This is a genomic window from Rhodoferax saidenbachensis (assembly GCF_001955715.1).
Classification (GTDB): Bacteria; Pseudomonadota; Gammaproteobacteria; order Burkholderiales; family Burkholderiaceae_C; genus Allorhodoferax; species Allorhodoferax saidenbachensis.
Map to the genome: position 1 here is coordinate 1,423,839 of NZ_CP019239.1, position 20,641 is coordinate 1,444,479.

Here is a 20,641-nt window from a genome sequence, read left to right on the forward strand (position 1 = left end):
CCGCCGTGGTTCCAGGGGCTGGGAGCTCCTGGAATCAAACTTGGTTGCGCGTGTAAGTCACAAAGCTGAACGGCAGTCCACTCGCAGCCACATGCCGTTCACGCGCCGTTTCCCGCCAGGCCGTGCCCAGGGCGGGGGCAAAGGCATCGCCTTCAAAGTCTTTCTCGATCTCGGTGACAACTGCCGTGCTGGCCAGTGGCTCGGTCAGTGCATACAACTGGGCACCACCGATCACCCACACATCCGCAGATTGCTCACAAAGTTGTAGCGCCTTGTGCAGGTCCTGTGCGGGCTGGGCGCCATTTTCATGCCAATTTTCCTGGCGTGTGACGACGATGTTGGTACGTCCCGGCAGCGGGCGGAACCGCGGCGGCAGTGAGTCCCAGGTCTTGCGCCCCATGATGACCGGGCAACCTAGCGTGGTGCGCTTGAAATGGGCCAGGTCTTCCGGCAAATGCCAGGGCAGGGTGCCGTCCTTGCCAATCACGCCATTCGCAGCGCGGGCGTAGATCAGATGCAGGCGTGGGCCTGCGGTGTTCACGCTTGCCATGGGTCAGACCGCCACAGGCGCCTTGATGGCCGCGTGGCTTTGGTAGTCCAGCACTTCAAAATCTTCGTACTGATAATCAAAGATCGAATCCGGCTTGCGCTTGATGTGGAGCGTGGGGTAGGCCATGGGCGCACGGCTCAATTGCAGTTCCACCTGTTCGTGGTGGTTGCTGTAGATATGGCAGTCGCCACCCGTCCAGATGAAGTCGCCCACGTCCAGGTCACACTGCTGCGCGACCATGTGGGTCAGCAGCGCATAGCTGGCTATGTTGAAGGGCACACCCAGGAAGATATCTGCGCTGCGCTGGTACAGCTGGCAGCTCAATTTGCCTTTGCCACCTGCGGTCTCTGCGGGTGCCACGTAGAACTGGAAGAAAGCATGGCACGGCATCAGCGCCATCTTGTTGAGTTCGGCCACGTTCCAGGCGCTGACGATGATGCGGCGCGAATCGGGGTTGGTCTTCAGCGTCTTGATGACGTCGGCAATCTGGTCAATATGGCCGCCGTCCGGCGTAGGCCAACTGCGCCACTGCACGCCGTAGACCGGGCCCAAATCGCCATCGGCCTTGGCCCATTCGTCCCAGATCGATACGCCGCGTTCCTTAAGCCAGTTGTTGTTGCTGGATCCGGTCAGAAACCACAGCAGTTCCTGAATGATGGAACGCAGGTGCACCTTCTTGGTGGTCACCAGCGGAAAACCTTCATTCAGATCGAAACGCATCTGGTAGCCAAACACGCTTTTCGTGCCCGTGCCGGTGCGGTCGGATTTGGCCACGCCTGTGGTGTACACGTGGCGCATGAAGTCTTCGTACTGGCTGCGGATGGGGTGCTGGGGGGCGTCGGTGGTCATAAGTTCGATTTTAGAGGGGCGAGGACGGGCGCTCAGGTCATGCGGTCGAGCGCCGCGGTGAGTGCCAACAGGGCCAGCAGCAACACCACCACGACGGGCATCACGGCGTTCAGTCCGGCCCAGGTGGCCAGCAAACCAAAAATCGCGGGTATGACCGAGCCACCAGCGTAGGCAAAACCCATCTGGCGGCCTATCACCATGCTGGCTATTCGGTCGGGGAAGCGGCGCGCCGTTTCATGCATCAGGGACGGAAATACCGGCGCACAGCCCAGGCCCATCAGCACCAACCCGGCCATGGAAAGAGCCGCAGGCACACCGGGCAGGGCAAACACGGCTGCCCCGACGGTGGCCAAGCCTATCCCCAAGCGCACCAGTTTGCGGTTGCCCAGGCGGTTGGCCACCAGGCCCACGCCAAAGCGCCCTGCGGTGATAGAACCGAAATACAGCGACACCCACAATCCCGCTTCGGTCGTGGTCAGCCCGCGCGTGCCGACCAGAATACTGGCAGCCCACAGGCCGGTGCCCATCTCGGCGGCGACATAAAACAAAAAGGTCAGTGGTGCCAGCCACAGCGCCACAGGGCGCACGGGTTTGACGTGGTGGGGCGTGTCGTGTGCACCTTCTTCGACCGGTGGTTTGGAATGCTCCTTGGACCACAGTGACAGCGTGAGCCACAGCACCACGGCCAGCCCTAGTTGTATGAACCCAATGGCGCGTGCGCCCGCAGTCCAGCCGGCGGCGCTGGCCAGTGCCAGGCCCATGATCAGCGGGCCGGTGGTGGCACCAACGCCCCAGAAACCGTGCAGCCAGTTCATGTGGCGTGACGAGTAATGCGCCGCGACAAAGTGGTTCAGGCTGGCGTCCACCGCACCGGCACCCAGGCCCAGCGGAATGGCCAGCAGCACCAGCCAGGCAAACGAAGGCGCGTAGGAAAAACCGACCAGTGCCGGTGCCGTCATCAGGCAGCTGCTGGCGACCACAGCACCCGTGCCGATGCGCTGCACGATGCGGCTCGCAAAGAGGCTGGCGCTGGCTGAACACACCGTCATGGTGATGGTGATGACGCCCACGGCTGCCAGCGGCTGGCCCATGTCGGCCCGGATGGCGGGCCAGGCGACGCCTAAAACCCCATCGGGCAGGCCCAGACTGATAAAGGACACATACACAATGCCCAGCAGAATCCAATGCAACATTTACAAATTCACCACGCGGCCAGGGTTCATGAGGTTGTGCGGGTCCAGGGCCTTCTTGATGTCACGCATCAGCGCCAGCGCCACCGGCGATTTGTGTTCTGCCAGCTTGTCGCGCTTCAAGCTGCCAATGCCGTGTTCGGCGGAGATGGAGCCGTTGTAGCGGTCCACTGCGGCGTAGACCAGTGCATTGATGGGTTTTTCCTGGTCGCGCAAAAAGGCCTCCGCGTCGGTGTCTGCGGGGGCTTGCACGTTGTAGTGCAGGTTGCCATCGCCCAAGTGGCCGTAGTTGACCAGACGCGCACCGGGGAAGGCTTGCGCCAGCGCGGCATCGGTCTCTTGCACAAAGGCGGGAATGCGCGACACGGCAATGGAAATGTCGTGTTTGATGTTCAGGCCTTCCTGCGCCTGCGCCAGCGGAATGCTCTCGCGGATGTGCCACAACGCGCGGGCTTGTGTGATGTTCTCGGCCACTACCGCGTCGGTGGCGCAGCCCTGTTCCAGCGCGGCTTCGAGCAGGCGCTCCAGTTGCTCGCGGGCGCGCGACTCGGACACGTTGTCGGAATGCTCCAGCACCACGCAATAGGGCGATGTTTCGTGAAACGGCACGCGCTGCTGCGGGAAGTGTTTGACCACCAGGCTCAGCGCAAACTGGCCCATGACCTCAAAACCGGTCAGGCCAGAGCTCAGTGTTTTGTGCGCCAGGCCCAGCAGTTCCACGGCCGCGTCCAGCGACGGCACCGCGCACAGGGCAGTGAGTTGTGCCGCAGGCAACGGGTAGAGCTTCATCACCGCGGCAGTGATGACACCGAGCGTGCCTTCGGAGCCAATGAACAGATGGCGCAGGTCGTAACCGGTGTTGTCCTTGCGCAGGCCAGTCAGACCGTTCCAGACCTCGCCCTGAGCGGTGACCACTTCCAGGCCCAGACACAGTTCGCGGGTATTGCCAAAACGCACCACTTGCGTACCGCCGGCATTGGTGCCGAGGTTGCCGCCAATGGTGCAACTGCCCTCGGCCGCCAGGCTCAGTGGGAACAGGTAACCAGCCTCTTCACAGGCTTCCTGCAGCGTCTGCAAAATGCAGCCGGCTTCCACGGTGACGGTCAGGTTGCCGCCGTCCATGGTGCGGATCTTGTTCATGCGCGTGAGGCTCAGCACCACCTGTTCGCCGGTCGCGTCGGGTGTGGAGCCCACCACCATGCCGGTGTTGCCGCCTTGCGGCACCATGCTGACTTTGGCTGCGGCGCAGGCTTTCACCACCTGGGCCACTTCGTCGGTATTCCCAGGACGCACCACAGCCAGAGCCTTGCCGCGTTCACGCTTGCGCCAGTCCATCTCCCAGGCGCTCAGGTCGCCTTCGGTCAATACGTTTGCCGCTCCGACGATGCCGCGCAGGGTCTCCAACAAGTCTGCGTGTGTACTCATGGTGTGATATCTCCAGAGTCGGCTGCCAGTGCCCGCGCGTTCTTGAAGCGCAGGCGCACATGCAGGGCGCAGGCGACAAACAGGGCCAGGCACAAGGCGACCTCCAGCATGGCCAGGTAGTTGCCGGGCGCGCGGTCGCTCCAGGCGCGCACCACGCCTTCGGTGAAGTAGATCCACACCATCAGGCTGACCCAGCGGTAGGTGTACATGCGGTTCTTCAGCAGGCCGGCCAGCGGAATGCACAGGGGCAGTACCTTGAGCGCCAGCCAGGAGCCGCCGGGGCGGATCGGGGCCAGCACCAGTTCCCAAGCTGCGCCCAGAATAATCAGGCCCAACAGGCTGCCCACGGCCAGCCAGCGGGTGAGTCGTACGGTGTCAAAAGCGTAATTTGGGGGAGGAGTAATCGGGGAGGAAGGGCGGTGTGCGTTCATGTCGGTGGCATCATAGCGGGATGCGAACCCTTGAACGTTTGAGAGTCTGGCTGCAGGATGTGGCCAAGGTGCCCTGGCTGGACGCCGCTACCACCCTGCGCGAGCGTTTCCGCGAGGACCGTCTGGGCCTGACCGCCAGTAGCTTGACCTTTACCACCACGATTGCGCTGGTGCCGTTCATCACCGTGGCGTTGGCGGTGTTCACCGCTTTCCCCATGTTTGCCAAGTTCCAGGACGTGATGCAGAAGTGGCTGATAGAGAGCCTGGTGCCCGACAACATTGCGCGCCAGGTGCTGGGCTACCTCAACCAATTTGCCGGCAAGGCCAGCAAACTGGGTGTGGCCGGTCTGGCGGTGCTGCTGGTGACCGCGCTGGCGCTGATCTTCACGATTGACCGCACGCTCAACAGTATCTGGCGGGTGCGCACACCGCGCCCCTTTGCGCAACGCGTGCTGCTGTACTGGGCGGCCATCACGCTGGGGCCGCTGCTGCTGGGTGCCAGCCTGAGCATGACCTCGTATGCCATCTCGGCATCCCGGAGTGTGGTTGGCGGTTTGCCCGGTGGTGTGGCCTTGTTGCTCGACATTTTGCAATTTGCGCTGGTGGCGTGCGGCATGGCGGCGATGTTCCGCTTTGTGCCCAACACCTATGTGCGCTGGGGCCATGCCTGGATGGGCGGACTGTTTGTCGCGACCTGTCTGGAGGTGGCCAAAAAAGGGCTGGCGCTGTACCTGAGCAAGGTGCCGACCTACTCGGTGGTCTACGGCGCTTTCGCCACCGTTCCGATTCTGCTGGTGTGGATTTATGTGGCCTGGGTCATCGTGCTGCTGGGTGCAGCGCTGACGGCCTATGTGCCCAGCCTGATTGCCGGCATCCCGCGCAAGCGCAGCGGATATGGATGGGAATTTCAGGTGGCGCTTGAAATACTGCAGCAGCTCGATCGGGTGCGCCAGGGAGAGCAGAAGGGCCTGACCATGGGGCAACTCAGCGCGGCGCTGCAGAGCGATTCGCTGCGTCTGGAGCCGATACTGGAATCTCTGGTGGGGCTGGACTGGATTGCGCAACTGCAAGAGACCCGGGATGCGTCAGGCGAGGCGCGGTTTGTGTTGCTGGTCGATCCGCAGCAGACGACCCTGGAGCCGTTGTTGCGTACCTTGCTGCTGCCGGTCAATCTGGTGACCGAAAATATATACAAAAAAGGCCTGTGGTCGGCATCCAGCCTGCGTGAGGCGCTATGAAAGCAATAGCGATCGAAGTCAACGCCGGGCCGCCCCAAGTTGACTTGCACCCCATCGGGGGGGCAGCCGCCAGGCTGGGCTGGGGGCATTCGAATCAGTTCAGATCTTGACCTTGCCGGTCAGGATGTCCTTGTACATGACCCAGTCGCCCATGAAGCTGTAGAGCGGGCGCTTGAAGCTGGCGGGTTTGTTTTTCTCAAAGCCGAAATGGCCGATCCAGGCAAAACCGTAACCCCACAGCGGTGCGGTGAACAGGAAGATCACCAGACCGGTCACAAAAAACAGCAGCAGGCTGGCCAGCACCAGGGACGAGCCCACGAAGTGCAGGCGGCGGCAGGTCAGGTCACTGTGTTCGCTCAGGTAGAACGGGTAGAACTCGGCAAACGAAGTCATTTGCTTCGGGTCTGCCGCGGCGCTGGTTTCAATGGCGGTGTTCATGGTCTGTCTCCTGGTGGGTCCGGGTTGTTATGGTGCTACTGTGTCGCGCGATCAAGCGTTGAGAAACGCTTTGAGCGCAGCCAATGTGGCCTCAGGCGCTTCCGTCATCTGGCTGTGGCCCACAGCCAGCCGAACGACTGAATGCATTTTCCCACTGGATTTCGCTTTGTCGATCAGGGTTTGTGCGGCCTTCGGCATCGTCATTTGGTCCATCGCGCCGAGCAAGAACAGCACGGGGCAGGTGATCTGCTCCATGGCCTGTTCGCCATTCGCATAGTTGTTGCAGGCAGAGAAGCCGCGGTGAAACACGTTGACCTTTGTGTTGCTGGCAATCACTCGGCGTCCCAATGCGAGGCCGCCACCAAAACTCCAGGTGCCAGGCGCCACGGGCGGCGCCAATGAGCTGCGTGAAAACACATTGACCATGTGCAAAGCCTTCTCAGACTCGTTCAGCGCCGCGTCCAGCAATGGTTGCGAGACCTTCATCGGGTAGGCCGTGCCAACCAGCGCCAGATGGCTGATGCGATCCTTCAGTTGCCCGGCTGTTTCCAGCGCAATCAGCGAACCCCAACTGTGGCCTACCAATGCCGCTTTTTGCACGCCCGCTGCATCCAGCAAAGCGGCAATGAAGGCAGCCGCCGCTTCTACGCTGGCGGGTGCTTCGCCTTCGCTGCGGCAATGGCCCGGCAGGTCGACCGCCAATACATTCCAGCCGTGGTTCGCAAAGTAGCGGCTCTGCAAAATCCAGACGCTGTGGTCGTTGATGACGCCGTGGATGAATACGACAGTAGGTTGTGTGGGGTTGAAGGGCTTGCCGCCGGTATAGCAGTACGCGGCAGCGCCGTTGACGGTGAGCTTCATGCTGCTTTCTCCGCCGCCTTCAGAGCGCGTTTGAGGTCATCCAAAAGATCCGCAGAATCTTCCAATCCAATCGACAGGCGAATCGTTCCCTGTGTAATGCCACCCTTGGCCAATGCTTCGTCGTCCATGCGAAAGTGGGTCGTGCTGGCCGGGTGGATCACCAGGCTGCGGCAGTCGCCCACATTGGCCAGGTGGCTGAACACCTTGAGCGCTTCGACAAACGCCTTGCCCTGGGCGCGTGAGCCTTTCAAATCAAAGCTGAACACCGAGCCTGCGCCCTTGGGCAACAGCTTTTGCGCCAGCGCGTGGCTGGAGTGGCTCTCCAGCATGGGGTGGCCCACACGCGAGACAAAGGGGTGTGACGCCAGCAGCTCCACCACCTTGGCCGTGTTGTGCATATGCCGCTCCATGCGCAGCGACAGGGTTTCTATGCCCTGCAAGATCAGCCAGGCCGAGTGCGGACTCATGCAGGCGCCAAAGTCGCGCAGCCCCTCGCGGCGCGCGCGCAGCAGGAAGGCGCCCACCGTGGATTCCTCGGTGAAAACCATGTTGTGAAAGCCCGCATAGGGCTCGCTCAGCTCCGGGAATTTGCCCGATTTATCCCAATCAAAACTGCCGCCGTCGACGACGATGCCGCCAATCACGGTGCCGTGGCCGCTGAGGAACTTGGTGGCCGAGTGGTAGACCAGATCGGCCCCTTGCTTGAACGGCTGCACCAGCCAGGGCGAGGTGAGGGTGGAGTCCACCAGCAGCGGCACACCGGCTTCGTGTGCGATTTGTGACACCGTGGGTGTGTCCAGCACGTCCAGCCCCGGGTTGCCCACGGTTTCGCCAAAGAACAGCTTGGTGTTCGGTTGCACCGCCTTGCACCAGCCGTCAATGTCGCCCGGCTGCACAAAGGTGGTTTCAATGCCAAAGCGGCGCAGTGTGTAATGCAGCAAATTCTGCGAACCGCCATACAACGCCGTGGACGCCACGATGTGCCCACCTGCGCCCATCAGCGTGGCGATGCTCAGATGCAGCGCGGCCTGGCCGCTGGCGGTGGTGATGGCCCCAATACCGCCTTCGAGTGCCGAGACGCGTTGCTCCAGCACGGCGTTGGTGGGGTTGCTGATGCGCGAGTAGACGTGTCCCGCACGTTCCAGGTTGAACAGCGAAGCGGCGTGTTCGCTGGACTCAAAAACAAAGGAAGTGGTGAGATGGATGGGGACGGCTCGTGCGCCCGTAGCGTCGGGCGCGGCGCCCGCGTGCAGGGAGAGGGTGTCGAAACCGGGGTCGGCGTAGCCGGGCATAGTGTTCTCCGCAGGCAACTAGGAATGAATCTTCAGGATTGTGGGCTATATTAAAGTCATAGTCCTAACCGAGCACCCCGAGGAAAAACCATGAAAGTCAGCGACATCCTGCGCGTCAAGGGCGGCACGCTCTTCATCATCAAGCCAGAAGACAGCCTGGCCGATGCCGCGCAACTGATGGCCGAGAAGGACATTGGCTCGCTGGTGGTGATCTCCCACGGCCTGGTGGTGGGCATGCTGACCTTCCGTGAAGTGATCCAGGCGGTCGTGAAAAACGGCGGCAGTTTCGGCACCACCACGGTGTACCGCGCCATGGACCCCGGCCCACTGACCTGCACCATGGAAACCGAAATGGACGAAGTCCGCCGCATGATGCTGGACCGCCATGCGCGTTACATGCCGGTCATCGACAACCGCATGCTCATGGGTGTGGTCAGCTTCTACGACGTGGCCAAGGCCGTTGTGGACAGCCAGAACTTCGAGAACAAGATGCTCAAGGCCTACATCCGCGATTGGCCCGAGGGCGAAGAGCCTGCCGAGAAAGCCTGATCCAGGCTTTTCAGCCCCGATTCACGCCGTGCTGGCGTGGATCATTTCCCGCACGCGCGGGTAGATCTGCTGGTTCCATTTCTTGCCGCTGAAGACACCGTAGTGGCCCACACCGGTCTGGATGTGGTGGGTCTTCATATAGGGGCGAATGTTGCTGCACAGGTCCTGTGCGGCCACGGTCTGTCCTACCGCACAAATGTCGTCCCGCTCACCTTCCACCGTCATCAGTGCGGTGCGGCGAATCGCTGCCGGGTTGACGATGCGGTCTTTGTACGTGAGTTTGCCCAGTGGCAGGTCGTAGGTCTGGAAGACTTTTTCCACCGTCTCCAGGTAGAACTCGGCCGGCAGGTCATTCACTGCCAGGTACTCGTCGTAAAACACCTTGATGATGTTGGCCTTTTCCAGGTCGCCATTGACCAGGTGCTGGTACATGTCCTTGAACGATTGTTTATGGCGGTCCAGGTTCATGCTCAAAAAGGCGCTGACCTGCACAAAGCCCGGGTACACCCGGCGCATGAAACCGGCGTGGGGCATGGGCACATGGCTGATCAGGTTTTTCTCGAACCACTCGATGGGCTTGCTGACCGCCAGTTTGTTGACTTCGGTGGGGTTGACGCGGCAGTCCACCGGGCCAGCCATCAGGGTCAGGCTGCGCGGCTGGGCCGGGTTGTCGTCTTCGGCCATGATGGCCGTGGCCGCCAGCGCCGCTACGCAGGGCTGGCAGACGGACACGATGTGGGTACCGGGACCAATGGTCTCGGTGAAACGGATCATGTGGTCGATGTAATCGTCCAGGCCAAAGGGGCCGTGTTTCAGCGCCACATCACGCGCGTTGTGCCAGTCGGTGATGTAGACGTCGTGGTCCTGCAGCAGGGTGCGCACGGTTTCGCGCAGCAGGGTGGCAAAGTGGCCCGACAGGGGCGCCACCAGCAACACCGGCGGCTGGTGGGGCAGGTTGGCCGGGGTTTCCTTTTTGAAGCGCAGCAGCGTGCCAAAGGGCATGGTCAGCACTTTTTCTTCGGTGACCGGCAATTCCTGTTCCCCGACCTTCACCGACGTGATGCCGTACGCCGGGCGCGAATGGGTGAGTCGCATGCGCGAGAACACCTCCATGGACGCAGAGAGCTTGCGCATCCAGCTGCCTTCGGTGTTGTCCATCCAGAGGTTTGCGCTGCTGCCCTGTGCCAGCAGCCGGAACGGCGACATCAGGTCGGACTGGGATTGGTAAGCCTGGTAGAGCATGGTGTTCCTGCGCAAAAAGCGAGCTTGTGGCCCGGACAGGCCAGATGCAGGCAAGTTATGGGCCAGTTTGCGTTACGCCACCTGTGGCAACTTGCCGCCGGGCCGCCCCAAGGCAAGTTAGCCCCCTCGGGGCAGCGACCCGCGGAGCGTTGAAGCGTGGGGGCCACACTTGGCACAACCCTTGCGGGTGCGGGACAACCCAATTCTGGTTTGAGGAGCAAGTTCCATGGCCAAAGCCGTCCTGACGATCAGCAGCAAAAACTACGGAGCCTGGGCACTGCGCGGCTGGCTGCTCACCAAGCTGGCGGGTCTGGAGTTCACAGAGAAGGTCATCTCTGCGGACGACCCGGCCATGAAAGCCGAAATGCTGCTGCTCTCTTCCAGCATGCTGGTGCCCTCGCTGCAGCACAACTCCGTCAAGGTGTGGGACACGCTAGCGATTGCCGAATACCTCAATGAAATCAAGCCTAAGGCGGGCCTGTTGCCAGCCGATGTAAAGGCGCGCGCGCACTGCCGCGCCATCTGTGGCGAGATGCACTCGGGCTTTGCCTCCATGCGTGGCTCGTTGCCCATGAACATCAAGGCCCATTTCCCCAAGTTCAAAGTCTGGTCACGTGCCCAGGCCGACATTGACCGCGTGGTTGAAATCTGGACCGAGTGCCTGAGCACCTACGGCGGCCCCTACCTGTTTGGCAAGACGCCTACCGTAGCCGATGCCATGTACGCCCCCGTGGTCACGCGTTTTCAGACCTACGACATTCCACTGGACAAGGCCTGCACCGCGTACTCCAAACGCATGCTGGAGCTGCCCGCGATGAAGGAGTGGATAGCGGCGGCCAAGGCCGAGCCCGACGAAATCGACGAGCTCGACGCGGAGTTCTAGAAGAGCGCTGAATGGGTAAATCCGTTCGGGCTGAGCCTGTCGAAGCCCTCAATGCCAGGGCAGGCTCTCCAGAGCGGGCGCTAACTATTTCCAGGGCGTAGGCGCCGGCACGTCGCAGACCGGGTCCACATCAATCGATTTGAAGTCCGCTGGCGAAACGATTTCCAGGTACTCCATGTCGGGCGAGTAGTCGAACAGGAAATGGCGAATGCCCGGGCGCTGGTGCACCACGTCACCGGCTTGCACCAGGGTCTCCTTGTCCTCGTACATGAACTTGGCCCAGCCCTTGGTCATGATCACGATCTGGAAATCCGCCTCATGGCGGTGCCATCCTGTGCCTGTTTCTGGTGCCTTATTGGCCTTCACCAGGTGCGCAATCACTTTGCCGTGCGTGGCGGCGGCGATTCCAAGGTCCTTGTAGAGGAAAAAATCCCGCAGTCCACCGGAGACAAATTGCGTGTCTTCGGGCTTCACATGGGAGAACAGGGTGGTTGTGCGGTCCAGCATGGGGTGCTCCTTTCGGAAAAAGGGGATGAAACACTGAATTGGTGCGGTGCAGCATCAAGCATGAAACGTTCCACCCAGTCCACGGCCGCAGACTAGGGCCTGTTCACACTATTTTTGCAAGTGCGAACGGGGTTAAAACAGCGCCAATCTAGGCGCACAGAATTTCTTGCTTTGGCGCCCAGACTGACTGTCTGGGCTAGGAGTGCAACAACGAGTGGCGCTGTTTTAACCCCGTTCCCTTCGGGTTGCGGCCAAAAAGGCCATGCGCGGCGTTGCGAAGCCTTGCCGGGGGCCAACCCCGGCTGCGTTTCGCGCCTTGCCCATGGCCTTTTTGATCCGCAACGCATTTTGCAAAAATAGCGTGAACAGGCCCTAATCAGAAGAACGTCTCTATGGCCCCTGTCACGCGCCAGTCGTCTTCCACCAAAACCATCCAGCGCCATTTGTCGAACGTGGTGCAGGGGTGCGAGACGCCCAGCGCCACGCGGTCCCCCACGCACGGGGCAACGCCCGCGGGGTCAAAGCGCAGAAAAGCATGCTGGTCGTTGAGTGCCGTGATCTTCCAGCCTGCGGGCGCTTCTTCGGCCGTGCGCAGGCTGCGGCGCGCCAGGCGTGCGGGAATGGGCATTTCGGTGTCGTAGGAAATGTCGCGCCGCCCGCAGCTCAGCAGGGCCAGTCCCGGCTCGGGCAGGGACTGCACGAGCGCCCAGACTTCCAGCGCGGGGCGCAGCGAATGGTCCAGCCCTTCGCGCTGTTCCACCTGGGCCAGGAAGCGCTTGTAGCTGCCGTGGTCGTGTGTGAGGTAGCAGCCCGAGCGCAGGATGCCGCGCACTGGGCGCGAGAGCCCCTGCATGCGCAGCATGGGAATCACCAGGTCAAACACCGCGGAGCCACCGGCCGTGACCAGTACTTCGCCCTGCGGCAGCAGGCCCTGGGCATCGCAGGCGCGCGCGACGTCGGTCACGCGGCGCACCAGTGCCGTAATTTCGCGCGCATCGTGGTCGGTGTCGCAGCGGGCCACGCCGCCTTCAAAACATTCGAGGCCGCCCAGGCGTACCGCCGACGAGCGCGCCATGGCCTGGGCCAGGGTGATCGCGTCTTCCAGCGTGCGGCAGCCCGTGCGTTGGCCTGGGATGCCCATCTCCAGCAGCACGTCCAGGCGCCCGTCAAAGCCGCGGCGCGCGGCCCAGTCCTCCACAAGCGCCAGTTGGGCCGGTGAATCGACCAGGAACCAGACGCGCAGCCCGGTATGTTGTTCCAGCAACATGCGCAGGCCGTCGAGGTCGGCATCGGCCAGCAACTGGTTGGCCAGGATGATGCGGCGCGCGCCGGCGTCCACCGCCACGGCCAACTGGAACACCGTGGCCACCGTCATGCCCCAGGCGCCGGCCTGCAATTGCTGGGCAAACAGCGCGGGTGCCATGGTGGTTTTGCCGTGTGGCGCGAAGTCCACCCCCTTGCGGTGTGCGAAGTCCTGCATCCAGGCCAGGTTGTGCGCGAGCGCGGAGCGGCGCAGCACGGCCAGCGGATAGGCCAGATCGTCGGCCAGCACATTCCAGTTTTTTTGCGCAAGCTCAGAGGCCAGGCAGGGCGTGGCGGTCAGCGGATAGCTCTTGCAGCGGTGGTCGAGGAGGAAGTCGTGTGGGGTGGCGTGGGTCATGGCAAGCCTTTAAGTTGCTATGAGTTTAATAGCTGCTGGCGCACATCCCCAAAGGGCTGGGGGCCATTTTGATGCCAAAAATCCCCTGTTCTCAGCCGACCTGCGCCGCGCCGCATGGCGCAGCAGGGGGGGCCCACCCGTGGGGGATAATCCTGCTCCATGAGCGGCAACACCTTCGGACAACTCTTCGCAGTCACCAACTTCGGTGAATCCCACGGCCCGGCCATTGGCTGCGTGATTGACGGCTGCCCCCCCGGCATGGAACTGAGCGAGGCCGATATCCAGGGCGACCTGGACCGCCGCCGCCCCGGCACCAGCCGCCATGTGACGCAGCGCAACGAGCCTGACACCGTGCAGATACTGAGCGGTGTGTACCAGGGCAAGACCACTGGTACCCCTATTGCGCTGCTGATCCAGAACACCGACCAGCGCAGCAAGGACTACGGCAACATCCTGGAGACCTTCCGCCCCGGTCATGCCGACTACACCTACTTCCAGAAATACGGCATCCGCGACCCACGCGGCGGTGGCCGTTCCAGCGCGCGCTTGACTGCGCCCATGGTGGCGGCCGGTGCCGTGGCGAAGAAGTGGCTCAAGGAAAAATACGGCACCACGTTCCGCGGTTGCATGACGCAGGTGGGTGATCTGCCGATTGCGTTTGAGTCGTGGGAGCATGTGCCCCATAACCCGTTCTTCGCGCCGCTTGCCGATGTGCAGGTGCTGGAGGACTATATGGACGCCTTGCGCAAAGCCGGTGACTCTTGCGGCGCACGCATCCGCGTCAGCGCGTCTAACGTGCCTGTGGGGCTGGGTGAGCCGCTGTTTGACAAGATGGACTCTGACATCGCCTACGCGATGATGGGCATCAACGCCGTCAAGGGCGTGGAGATTGGCGCCGGTTTTGCCAGCGTGGCGCAGCGCGGCACGGTTCATGGCGATTCACTCACCCCGCAAGGTTTTGCCAGCAACAACGCGGGTGGTGTGCTCGGTGGCATCAGCACCGGACAAGACCTGGAAGTGAGCATTGCGATCAAGCCCACCAGTTCCATCATCACGCCGCGTGATTCCATCGATGTACAGGGCAACCCGACCCAGGTCATCACCAAAGGCCGCCATGACCCGTGCGTGGGCATACGCGCCACCCCGATTGCCGAGGCCATGTTGGCCCTGGTGGTGATGGAGCATGCGCTGCGCCACCGGGCCCAGTGTGGTGACGTGGTGCCTGTGCTCACGCCTATCCCGGGATCGATTTAAGGCATGCCCATAGCCGGGAATCGTCGGCACCTGATCCCGTTCTCGGCCCTCTCGGCCAGCTACTTCGCACACATCGGGTTTTTCAACCCCTACCTGCCGTTGTGGCTCAAGGACTTGGGGCTGGGGCTGTTTGCCATCAGTCTGCTCACGTCGGTACAGGCCGCCACGCGCCTGTTTGCGCCCTATGGCTGGGGCTGGCTCAGCGACCACACGGGGGAACGCGTCAAACTTTTGCGTTACGGGGCCACGGCTGCGTTGCTGGTGTCTGCGGGGCTGTGGTTTGACTTTGGCGTGTGGTGGCTGGCTGCCGTGCTCTTGTTGATGTTCACCCACACCAGTTCCATGATGCCCATGAGCGAAGCCGCCATGGCGCACCTGGTGAGCAATGGCGGTGCCTTTGATGCCAAACGTTACGGCCGCGTGCGCCTGTGGGGCTCGTTGGGTTTTCTGGTCACGGTGTTTGTGGCGGGGGGCTGGTTCGAGCGGTATGGCATGCGGCACTTTCCGGCGTGGACGGCGCTCACGCTCCTCGCAGTGGTGGCCAGTGTCTGGAGCCTGCCGGACCTGAAAGAGGCGGTCCATCCGCACGCAGCCAAGGTATCGGTCTGGCCCATCCTGCAGCAGCGCCCGGTGCAGTGGCTGTTTGCCTCGCTGTTTTTCCATGTGCTTTCACACATGGGCATGTATGTGTTTTTCTCGCTGTATCTGGATTCGCTGGGTTACAGCAAATCCATGATCGGGGTGTTGTGGGCCGTCTCGGTGATCGTGGAGATTGCCTGGTTCTTCACCCAGAGCCGCTGGTTGCCGCTGCTGAGCCTGACCGCCTGGTTGGTGGTCTGCGCGGGTGTGATGGCGCTGCGCATGGGCATCACGGCCAGCGCCGCTTCGGTCCTGCCGTTGTTGCTGCTGGCGCAGACCCTGCATGCGCTGACCTTTGCCGCCCACCACAGCGTGTGTATTGCCTTGCTGTCGCACCATTTCCCGGGCCAGTTGCGCGGACGCGGGCAGGCCTTGTACACCGTGATCGGCTACGGTTTTCCGGGTGTCATTGGTGGCATTCTGGGGGGCGTTTTGAGCACAAAATACGGCCTGGCCAGCGTGTTCTGGGCGACAGCAGCTATCAGTTTGATAGCGTTTCTCTGCAGCTTCAAGGTTTGGCGTCTACAGCATCCAGCCAGCGCGACAGCGGGTTGAAGCCGCTTACCAGCGCGCTGGCCACCAGCACCAGCGCACCGCCCCAGAACAGGCCCGCACCCAGGGGTTCGTCCAGAAATACATGGCCCCAGGCGACGCCGAACACCGGCACCATGAACACCGGGCTCATGGCCGCTACCGGTGTCATATTGCGCATGATGCGCAGGTGCATCCAGTAGGCGATGCCCGAAGTCACGATACCCAGCATGGCCACCGCCGCCAGTGCGCCCGGCGTGAACTGGGCCTGCGGCAGGCTCCAGGCGGCGCCGGGCAGCAGCATCAGGAGGGCCGCGCTGTGGATACCCATCGCAATTTCCAGCGGCTGCATGCGTGTGGTGGCGCGCTTCATCAGCGGCGTGGCAACGCCGTAACAGGCGGACGCGGCCACACAGGCCAGAACTGCCAGCACCACGCGGCCGGTCAGTGCCACCGGCCCCAGGCGCAGGATCAGCGCCACACCGACGAAGCCCAGCAGGCAGCCGAAGAGCTTGCGTGGGGTCAGCGTGTCTTCCTTGAGCCAGGCCGATGCAAAGGTGCCGAACAGGACCGCCGTGGTGTTGAGCAACGCGCTGTAGCCGGCCGGAATCTGTAGCCCGGCCCAGGCAAACAAGAGAAAGGGCAGTGCCACGGTCAGCAGGCCCAGCAGTGTCAGTTCGCGCCAGTGCGCCAGCGGCCAGCGGTGCCGCATGAGCCGCATCAGCAGCGCCAGTGTCACCGTGGCCAGGCCGATACGAAGGGCCGCCAGCACATTGGGGCCCAGTACCGGCACGGCAATGCGGATCAGCATGAAGGAGGCACCCCACAGGGCGGAGAGTGCGACGAGCTGGGCAAAGAATCGGGTTTTCACAAAGAGGCAGTTTCGTTCAGGAGTTTGTACACAGGGCGGGTGTCGAATAACGTGCCGTGCGGCGCCCAAGTGCGGTCTGGCATGGTGGCGTGAAACAGGTCGGTCACCAGGATTTCGCCGCCGTGGGCCATCTCTTCGCCCAGTTTGGATGCCGCGTTGACCTCAGCGCCCCAGACTTCATGGTCGCCCACACGCAGCACAGTGCCGTAGCCCAGGCCTATGCAGACCGCAATGCGTTCTTCGGGCACGCGGCCTGGGTTGGCCGCATCGGTCGCGGCCACCATGGCGGCCGCGCAGGCGAGTGCATCTCGGGGCTGGTCAAACACGGCCATCAGCGAGTCACCCTCGCGCTTGAGGCACAGTCCGTGGTGCGCTGTGATCAGCGGAAGAAAAAGCGCCTCGGATTCCTGGATCAGTTGTAAAAAATGCAGGATGCCAAAAGCCTCCACCAGCCGCGAAAACCCCACGAGGTCCGTAAACATGACGGCCTGCGTGCGGCCAAAACGGGCGAAGATCGCCGCGTCTGTGGCGGCCCGGTCTGTCCCCGCGCGGCGGCGCTGTGCCAGCAGTTCTGCCAGTTCGTCTGCATCTGTCACGGTTTGCTCCTCCTGATTGGAATGATTGTGCGGCAATTCCTGGCGGCAACGGGTCGCGCGTTTGCTAAGCTTGGCGTTCGATTCACTGGAATTTTCATGAAAACAGCACTCATCCTGAACGGCCCCAACCTCAACCTGCTCGGCACGCGCGAGCCCGCGGTCTACGGCGCGCAAACCCTGCAAGACGTGGAGGCCCTGTGTGAACGCGCCTGCCTGGCCAATGGGTTCAAACTGGATTTTCGCCAGACCAACCATGAAGGCACGCTGGTCGACTGGCTGCATGAAGCCGGCAAGTTGCACACCGCAGGCAAGCTGGCGGGCGTGATCCTCAACGCTGGCGCCTACACCCACACCAGCGTGGCGCTGCACGACGCGATCAAGGGCACCGGCATCACGTTGATCGAGCTGCACATCAGCAATGTGCACGCGCGCGAAGCTTTCCGCCACCACTCCTACATCTCGCCTGCAGCCAAAGCCGTGATGGCCGGTTTTGGTGTGAACGGTTATGCGCTGGCTGTGGCCGGCCTGGCCGGCATGCAATAACTCTGCGCGCTAGCGTGCGGCGCTGACCGCGCGTGTCCATTCCAGCACTTCGGGAATCGATGCCGTCGGCGCACGCAGGTGCGAGACGCTGGGCTCGTAGTACTGGGTCAGCGGGTGGCGCGGCAGCGCGGCAAAGAGGGAGGGGTTGATCCTGACCAAGGCCGGGTAGTCATTGCGCGGTGCCACATACAGCACCGGCGTGGTTGCCGGCATGCGCTGGATGGAGGCCAGCATGCCCAGTGCGCTGTTCGGGTCAAACCACGTCAGGTAGATGGCTGGGGTGGTGTGCAGTGGGGTGGTTCCCTTGGAGCCTTCGTAGTCGGCCAGTTGCACCTTATCGTTGCCCTTGCCCTCGGCCACCAGGGTGTGGGCCTTTTGCACGGCGTCGGCCAGTTTTTCGCGTGGCGTGGCGCTGCCGGGGTCACCTCCCGGCGCAAGGGCGATGGCGCCATCAACTGTGTGGCGGCTGGCGTAGTACAGCGCAAACAGGCCGCCCTGGCTGTGCCCGGCCACAAACACCTTGGCCGCGCCCTGGCTGCGCAAGCTGGCGATAGCCTCGTCCACCTGCTTCTCTGCGGCGTCCAATGGCGCATCGTATTCACGCTGCCCCGACCAGGGCATTTCCAGATTCGCCACTTTGTAGCCTTGCGACGCCAGCGCAGCGGCCAACTCGTTCACATGCCGTTGCGGGCTGCCTCCCTTGCCATGCATCACCACGACCCCCGGTACCGGGCTAACACTCTGTGCCAGCACGGAGGATGGCAGGAGCAGCGGGACGGTGGCCGCCAGGGTCAGAAGCCATTGGCGAATGGGGTGGTGCAGCAGCATGGTGTTGTCTCCCGGTGAAATTCAAGGCAAGGGAATTACGCGCGTCTCGCCATGGCGCATCAGCCAGACTTTTTCCTGGGGCAAGCCGCGTTCCTGCAGTGCCACCGCCAGATCGCGCGGTGGTTGGTCAAAGCTTTCCTGCGTCAACATGAACGTGCCCCAATGCACGCCCATGCACTGTTGGGCGTCCAGGTCCAGCATCATCTGCACCGCATCGGCCGGGTTGACGTGCATGGGTTTCATGAAGTCGCGCGGCAGGTAGGCCCCTATGGGCAGGGCCAGAAAATCCACCGCACCAATGCGCTGGCGTATGGCCTTGAAATCTGCGCTGTAACCGGTGTCGCCCGGAAACAGAAAGCGCCAGGGTTCCGGCGTGCCGCGTTCCCACTCCACCATGTAGCCACCCCACAGCGACGCATTGGTGTCAAACGGGGTGCGTCGGCTCCAGTGCTGCGCGGGTGTGAAGTGCAAGCGCAACGGTCCCTGTTGGGCCTGGTCCCACCAGCCCATTTCGGTGACCTCCGCAATACCCCGGTGCACAAACCAGGGCTTGAGTCCTTGGGGAACATAAAAATGGGGTCGCTGTCCACTGGCCAGCAATTGTGTGATCGTGGCGTCGCACAGGTGGTCGTAGTGGTTGTGCGAGATCAGCACCGCGTCAATCGGCGGCAGGTCTTGCGGCTTCAGCGGCGCGGGCACACGGCGTTTGGCGCCTACGCGCCCACCGGGGCCGGCAAAGTCGGCCAGTGTGGGGTCGGTCAGGATGTTCAGGCCTGCCACTTGCAGGAGCACGCTCACATGGCCTAACCAAGTGACCACTGGCGCTTGCTGGCGCTGGTGCAGGCGCGTCAGATCGGGCGCCACGCTCCAGGCCTTGGCAAAGGCGTCGTAGCCGCCTTCCGGGTCGGCCTTGGGTTTGAAGTCACCGCGCAGGCTGCGCCAGACCATTTCGTACCAGGGGAAGTCTCCAATGACCACCGCAAGATCGCTGTTGCGGAAGCGGCCGGGGGAGGGCTTAGGGGTATCCATCAGGCGGTCAGTCGCAAAGCGCCGGCCTCATGGCGGCCAGGGTTGAACTGGTTGACGGCATGGTCACTCGCGTAACCGATGGAGATGCCGCAGATCAACTTGTAGTCTTTGGGAATATCAAACTCCGCGCGTACCGGGCCACCCCAGGTGGCCAGTGCGCCCTGCGCGCAGGTGGCCAGGCCGTGGGCGTGGGCCGAGAGCATCAGTGTCTGCACAAAGATGCCCGCGTCCAGGATGGAGAACTCGCGCAGGCCCGCATGCACAAACACAAAGATGGCCGTGGGGGCACCAAAAAATTCAAAGTTCTTGCGCATCTGCTGATGGCGTGCCGCGTGGTCCTTTCGGCCAATGCCCAGCAACTCGTACAGACCGTGGCCGGTGGCGCGGCGGCGTGGCTGCAGGTCCTCTGGGTATTCAAAGTTGGTGGTGAAGTCGCCGTCCGGCAGGCCGTGGCGCGTGGCCAGCAATTTGAGTTTGCCCAGCAAACCGCCTTGTTGTGCGCGCGTGGCGGTGTCAAAACGTTCGCACAAACCTGCAGCCAACCGGTCACGCACGGCACCTGAAGCAATCGCCAAACGGTAGGGCTGGGTGTTGGACCAACTGGGTGCCGTATTGGCGTCCGCAAGCACAGCTTCCAGCAAGCCTTGAGGAATTGGAGTAGTCAGAAAGTCGCGTGTGCTACGCCGGCTGCGGACCAGCTCAGAAAATTCTTGGGCACTAGATGCTGGGGCCATAGTTTAGTTTTCCAGTATTTTTCTTAATCCGGCGGTCTGGCTCTTGCCAACTGCGCACCATGTAGTGTGCTGGCATTCCAGGAGTGGCCATCTAGCGCAAAAAAGATGAGCGCAAGATTGAACACTGCAGAAATCTTACACTTGGTGCCGTAGTCGAGTGCACGTACCAATGTGAGTAAGTTCCATGTTACGTGATGAACTGCGCCTGAAGTAACGTGTAGGCCATTGAGCACATCAGTAATCTGGTATTCAAGATGGCATCGCACCACCTCTGAAAACCTCTGGTGGTCGCATTCCTATGTGCCCCTTTTCAATATTCCATTGGCGATCCCAAAGCATCTTCTGTGAGCAACTTCCCCATCTGGTTTCCTTGCAAACTTCTTACAGTGGTACCGCGCGTGGCGGCGATGCTCATCGATTAGCCCGTCGAACTGGCGTATCCTAGTAGCGCTAAGCCAAAAAAAGCGCTTGCTGCCACCTTTCAACGTACTGCGTTGTGTG

General features: G+C 62.2%; 22 protein-coding genes. 6 read left to right on the plus strand and 16 right to left on the minus strand.

Features of this window, described 5'->3' with window-relative positions:
- Nucleotides 1–34 precede the first annotated feature (34 nt).
- Genes RS694_RS06830 through RS694_RS06850 form a run of 5 tightly spaced genes read right to left on the minus strand, consistent with a single transcriptional unit; the run spans nucleotide 35 to nucleotide 4,445 of the window.
- A complete protein-coding gene (locus RS694_RS06830; protein ID WP_029705949.1) occupies nucleotides 35–550 on the minus strand; it encodes a dihydrofolate reductase in 516 nt (171 codons plus the stop codon).
- 3 nt (nucleotides 551–553) lie between these two features.
- Nucleotides 554–1,399 carry a thymidylate synthase gene (locus tag RS694_RS06835; RefSeq protein WP_029705948.1) on the minus strand — a complete coding sequence of 282 codons (846 nt, stop codon included), beginning with the start codon at nucleotides 1,397–1,399 and terminating at the stop codon, nucleotides 554–556.
- A 32-nt stretch (nucleotides 1,400–1,431) separates the two neighbouring features.
- Nucleotides 1,432–2,592, minus strand: coding sequence for an MFS transporter (locus RS694_RS06840; protein WP_029705947.1), 1,161 nt, complete (start codon nucleotides 2,590–2,592; stop codon nucleotides 1,432–1,434).
- Nucleotides 2,593–4,014 (minus strand): FAD-binding oxidoreductase, encoded by a 1,422-nt coding sequence (locus RS694_RS06845; RefSeq protein ID WP_029705946.1) that lies wholly within the window; start codon nucleotides 4,012–4,014, stop codon nucleotides 2,593–2,595.
- Nucleotides 4,011–4,445: a DUF2069 domain-containing protein gene (locus RS694_RS06850; protein WP_029705945.1), complete on the minus strand. Its 435-nt coding sequence runs from the start codon at nucleotides 4,443–4,445 to the stop codon at nucleotides 4,011–4,013. Before RS694_RS06850 ends, RS694_RS06845 begins: the two co-directional genes overlap by 4 nt.
- 20 nt (nucleotides 4,446–4,465) lie before the next feature.
- On the opposite strand from RS694_RS06850, the gene RS694_RS06855 reads away from it, so the two are divergent.
- Complete coding sequence (locus tag RS694_RS06855; RefSeq protein WP_029705944.1) at nucleotides 4,466–5,683, plus strand: YihY family inner membrane protein; 1,218 nt, start codon at nucleotides 4,466–4,468, stop codon at nucleotides 5,681–5,683.
- A gap of 99 nt (nucleotides 5,684–5,782) precedes the next feature.
- On the opposite strand, the gene RS694_RS06860 is transcribed toward RS694_RS06855, so the two are convergent.
- From RS694_RS06860 to RS694_RS06870, 3 genes are read right to left on the minus strand one after another with little or no spacing between them, the layout of a single operon-like run.
- Nucleotides 5,783–6,121 carry an Mpo1-like protein gene (locus tag RS694_RS06860; protein ID WP_029705943.1) on the minus strand — a complete coding sequence of 113 codons (339 nt, stop codon included), beginning with the start codon at nucleotides 6,119–6,121 and terminating at the stop codon, nucleotides 5,783–5,785.
- 51 nt (nucleotides 6,122–6,172) lie between these two features.
- Nucleotides 6,173–6,982, minus strand: coding sequence for an alpha/beta fold hydrolase (locus tag RS694_RS06865; RefSeq protein ID WP_029705942.1), 810 nt, complete (start codon nucleotides 6,980–6,982; stop codon nucleotides 6,173–6,175).
- The gene (locus RS694_RS06870; protein ID WP_029705941.1) at nucleotides 6,979–8,274 is read right to left on the minus strand and encodes an O-acetylhomoserine aminocarboxypropyltransferase; all 1,296 of its coding nucleotides are present in this window, start codon (nucleotides 8,272–8,274) and stop codon (nucleotides 6,979–6,981) included. The genes RS694_RS06865 and RS694_RS06870 overlap by 4 nt, the downstream gene beginning before the upstream one ends.
- A 90-nt stretch (nucleotides 8,275–8,364) precedes the next feature.
- On the opposite strand from RS694_RS06870, the gene RS694_RS06875 reads away from it, so the two are divergent.
- Nucleotides 8,365–8,823: a CBS domain-containing protein gene (locus RS694_RS06875; RefSeq protein WP_029705940.1), complete on the plus strand. Its 459-nt coding sequence runs from the start codon at nucleotides 8,365–8,367 to the stop codon at nucleotides 8,821–8,823.
- 21 nt (nucleotides 8,824–8,844) lie between these two features.
- Here RS694_RS06875 and RS694_RS06880 read toward each other — a convergent pair whose 3' ends face one another.
- Nucleotides 8,845–10,065 (minus strand): polyhydroxyalkanoate depolymerase, encoded by a 1,221-nt coding sequence (locus tag RS694_RS06880; RefSeq protein ID WP_029705939.1) that lies wholly within the window; start codon nucleotides 10,063–10,065, stop codon nucleotides 8,845–8,847.
- Nucleotides 10,066–10,291: 226 nt separating this feature from the next.
- On the opposite strand from RS694_RS06880, the gene RS694_RS06885 reads away from it, so the two are divergent.
- The gene (locus RS694_RS06885; RefSeq protein WP_029705938.1) at nucleotides 10,292–10,948 is read left to right on the plus strand and encodes a glutathione S-transferase; all 657 of its coding nucleotides are present in this window, start codon (nucleotides 10,292–10,294) and stop codon (nucleotides 10,946–10,948) included.
- Nucleotides 10,949–11,032: 84 nt separating this feature from the next.
- Here the strand turns inward: RS694_RS06885 and RS694_RS06890 are convergent, their stop codons facing one another.
- Together RS694_RS06890 and RS694_RS06895 are read right to left on the minus strand one after the other, a co-directional pair.
- Nucleotides 11,033–11,455, minus strand: a complete 423-nt coding sequence (locus tag RS694_RS06890) for a cupin domain-containing protein (protein WP_029705937.1) — start codon at nucleotides 11,453–11,455, stop codon at nucleotides 11,033–11,035.
- A gap of 376 nt (nucleotides 11,456–11,831) precedes the next feature.
- The gene (locus RS694_RS06895) at nucleotides 11,832–13,115 is read right to left on the minus strand and encodes an amino acid deaminase (protein WP_029705936.1); all 1,284 of its coding nucleotides are present in this window, start codon (nucleotides 13,113–13,115) and stop codon (nucleotides 11,832–11,834) included.
- 159 nt (nucleotides 13,116–13,274) lie between these two features.
- On the opposite strand from RS694_RS06895, the gene aroC reads away from it, so the two are divergent.
- Both aroC and RS694_RS06905 read left to right on the plus strand, forming a co-directional pair.
- Complete coding sequence (aroC, locus tag RS694_RS06900; RefSeq protein WP_029705935.1) at nucleotides 13,275–14,369, plus strand: chorismate synthase; 1,095 nt, start codon at nucleotides 13,275–13,277, stop codon at nucleotides 14,367–14,369.
- Nucleotides 14,370–14,372: 3 nt separating this feature from the next.
- A complete protein-coding gene (locus RS694_RS06905) occupies nucleotides 14,373–15,563 on the plus strand; it encodes an MFS transporter (protein WP_029705934.1) in 1,191 nt (396 codons plus the stop codon).
- On the opposite strand, the gene RS694_RS06910 is transcribed toward RS694_RS06905, so the two are convergent.
- Nucleotides 15,517–16,410, minus strand: coding sequence for a DMT family transporter (locus RS694_RS06910; protein ID WP_029705933.1), 894 nt, complete (start codon nucleotides 16,408–16,410; stop codon nucleotides 15,517–15,519). The two genes, RS694_RS06905 and RS694_RS06910, sit on opposite strands and share 47 nt — an antisense overlap.
- Nucleotides 16,407–17,006, minus strand: coding sequence for an adenylate/guanylate cyclase domain-containing protein (locus RS694_RS06915; protein ID WP_076069475.1), 600 nt, complete (start codon nucleotides 17,004–17,006; stop codon nucleotides 16,407–16,409). Before RS694_RS06915 ends, RS694_RS06910 begins: the two co-directional genes overlap by 4 nt.
- Before the next feature lie 96 nt (nucleotides 17,007–17,102).
- Between RS694_RS06915 and aroQ the strand changes: the two genes are divergently transcribed.
- Complete coding sequence (gene aroQ / locus RS694_RS06920) at nucleotides 17,103–17,549, plus strand: type II 3-dehydroquinate dehydratase (protein WP_029705931.1); 447 nt, start codon at nucleotides 17,103–17,105, stop codon at nucleotides 17,547–17,549.
- A 9-nt stretch (nucleotides 17,550–17,558) separates the two neighbouring features.
- Here the strand turns inward: aroQ and RS694_RS06925 are convergent, their stop codons facing one another.
- The 3 genes from RS694_RS06925 to RS694_RS06935 are packed head-to-tail and all read right to left on the minus strand — an operon-like array spanning nucleotide 17,559 to nucleotide 20,140.
- Nucleotides 17,559–18,377, minus strand: a complete 819-nt coding sequence (locus RS694_RS06925; protein WP_081708537.1) for an alpha/beta fold hydrolase — start codon at nucleotides 18,375–18,377, stop codon at nucleotides 17,559–17,561.
- A gap of 21 nt (nucleotides 18,378–18,398) precedes the next feature.
- Nucleotides 18,399–19,406: an MBL fold metallo-hydrolase gene (locus RS694_RS06930; protein ID WP_029705929.1), complete on the minus strand. Its 1,008-nt coding sequence runs from the start codon at nucleotides 19,404–19,406 to the stop codon at nucleotides 18,399–18,401.
- Entirely contained in the window at nucleotides 19,406–20,140 is a 735-nt protein-coding gene (locus tag RS694_RS06935; protein ID WP_037246428.1) for a nitroreductase, read from the minus strand. Before RS694_RS06935 ends, RS694_RS06930 begins: the two co-directional genes overlap by 1 nt.
- Between the last annotated feature and the right edge of the window lie 501 nt (nucleotides 20,141–20,641).

Excerpts from the sequence above, each read along its gene's own strand:
- RS694_RS06850 (WP_029705945.1), bottom strand. The coding sequence starts at position 4,445 with ATGAACGCACACCGCCCTTCCTCCCCGATTACTCCTCCCCCAAATTAC.
- RS694_RS06935 (WP_037246428.1), bottom strand. The coding sequence starts at position 20,140 with ATGGCCCCAGCATCTAGTGCCCAAGAATTTTCTGAGCTGGTCCGCAGC.
- RS694_RS06845 (WP_029705946.1), bottom strand. The coding sequence starts at position 4,014 with ATGAGTACACACGCAGACTTGTTGGAGACCCTGCGCGGCATCGTCGGA.
- RS694_RS06870 (WP_029705941.1), bottom strand. The coding sequence starts at position 8,274 with ATGCCCGGCTACGCCGACCCCGGTTTCGACACCCTCTCCCTGCACGCG.
- RS694_RS06925 (WP_081708537.1), bottom strand. The coding sequence starts at position 18,377 with ATGCTGCTGCACCACCCCATTCGCCAATGGCTTCTGACCCTGGCGGCC.
- RS694_RS06905 (WP_029705934.1), top strand. The coding sequence starts at position 14,373 with ATGCCCATAGCCGGGAATCGTCGGCACCTGATCCCGTTCTCGGCCCTC.
- RS694_RS06885 (WP_029705938.1), top strand. The coding sequence starts at position 10,292 with ATGGCCAAAGCCGTCCTGACGATCAGCAGCAAAAACTACGGAGCCTGG.
- RS694_RS06890 (WP_029705937.1), bottom strand. The coding sequence starts at position 11,455 with ATGCTGGACCGCACAACCACCCTGTTCTCCCATGTGAAGCCCGAAGAC.
- RS694_RS06930 (WP_029705929.1), bottom strand. The coding sequence starts at position 19,406 with ATGGATACCCCTAAGCCCTCCCCCGGCCGCTTCCGCAACAGCGATCTT.
- RS694_RS06830 (WP_029705949.1), bottom strand. The coding sequence starts at position 550 with ATGGCAAGCGTGAACACCGCAGGCCCACGCCTGCATCTGATCTACGCC.
- aroQ (WP_029705931.1), top strand. The coding sequence starts at position 17,103 with ATGAAAACAGCACTCATCCTGAACGGCCCCAACCTCAACCTGCTCGGC.
- aroC (WP_029705935.1), top strand. The coding sequence starts at position 13,275 with ATGAGCGGCAACACCTTCGGACAACTCTTCGCAGTCACCAACTTCGGT.
- RS694_RS06855 (WP_029705944.1), top strand. The coding sequence starts at position 4,466 with ATGCGAACCCTTGAACGTTTGAGAGTCTGGCTGCAGGATGTGGCCAAG.
- RS694_RS06895 (WP_029705936.1), bottom strand. The coding sequence starts at position 13,115 with ATGACCCACGCCACCCCACACGACTTCCTCCTCGACCACCGCTGCAAG.
- RS694_RS06835 (WP_029705948.1), bottom strand. The coding sequence starts at position 1,399 with ATGACCACCGACGCCCCCCAGCACCCCATCCGCAGCCAGTACGAAGAC.
- RS694_RS06860 (WP_029705943.1), bottom strand. The coding sequence starts at position 6,121 with ATGAACACCGCCATTGAAACCAGCGCCGCGGCAGACCCGAAGCAAATG.
- RS694_RS06880 (WP_029705939.1), bottom strand. The coding sequence starts at position 10,065 with ATGCTCTACCAGGCTTACCAATCCCAGTCCGACCTGATGTCGCCGTTC.
- RS694_RS06875 (WP_029705940.1), top strand. The coding sequence starts at position 8,365 with ATGAAAGTCAGCGACATCCTGCGCGTCAAGGGCGGCACGCTCTTCATC.
- RS694_RS06865 (WP_029705942.1), bottom strand. The coding sequence starts at position 6,982 with ATGAAGCTCACCGTCAACGGCGCTGCCGCGTACTGCTATACCGGCGGC.
- RS694_RS06840 (WP_029705947.1), bottom strand. The coding sequence starts at position 2,592 with ATGTTGCATTGGATTCTGCTGGGCATTGTGTATGTGTCCTTTATCAGT.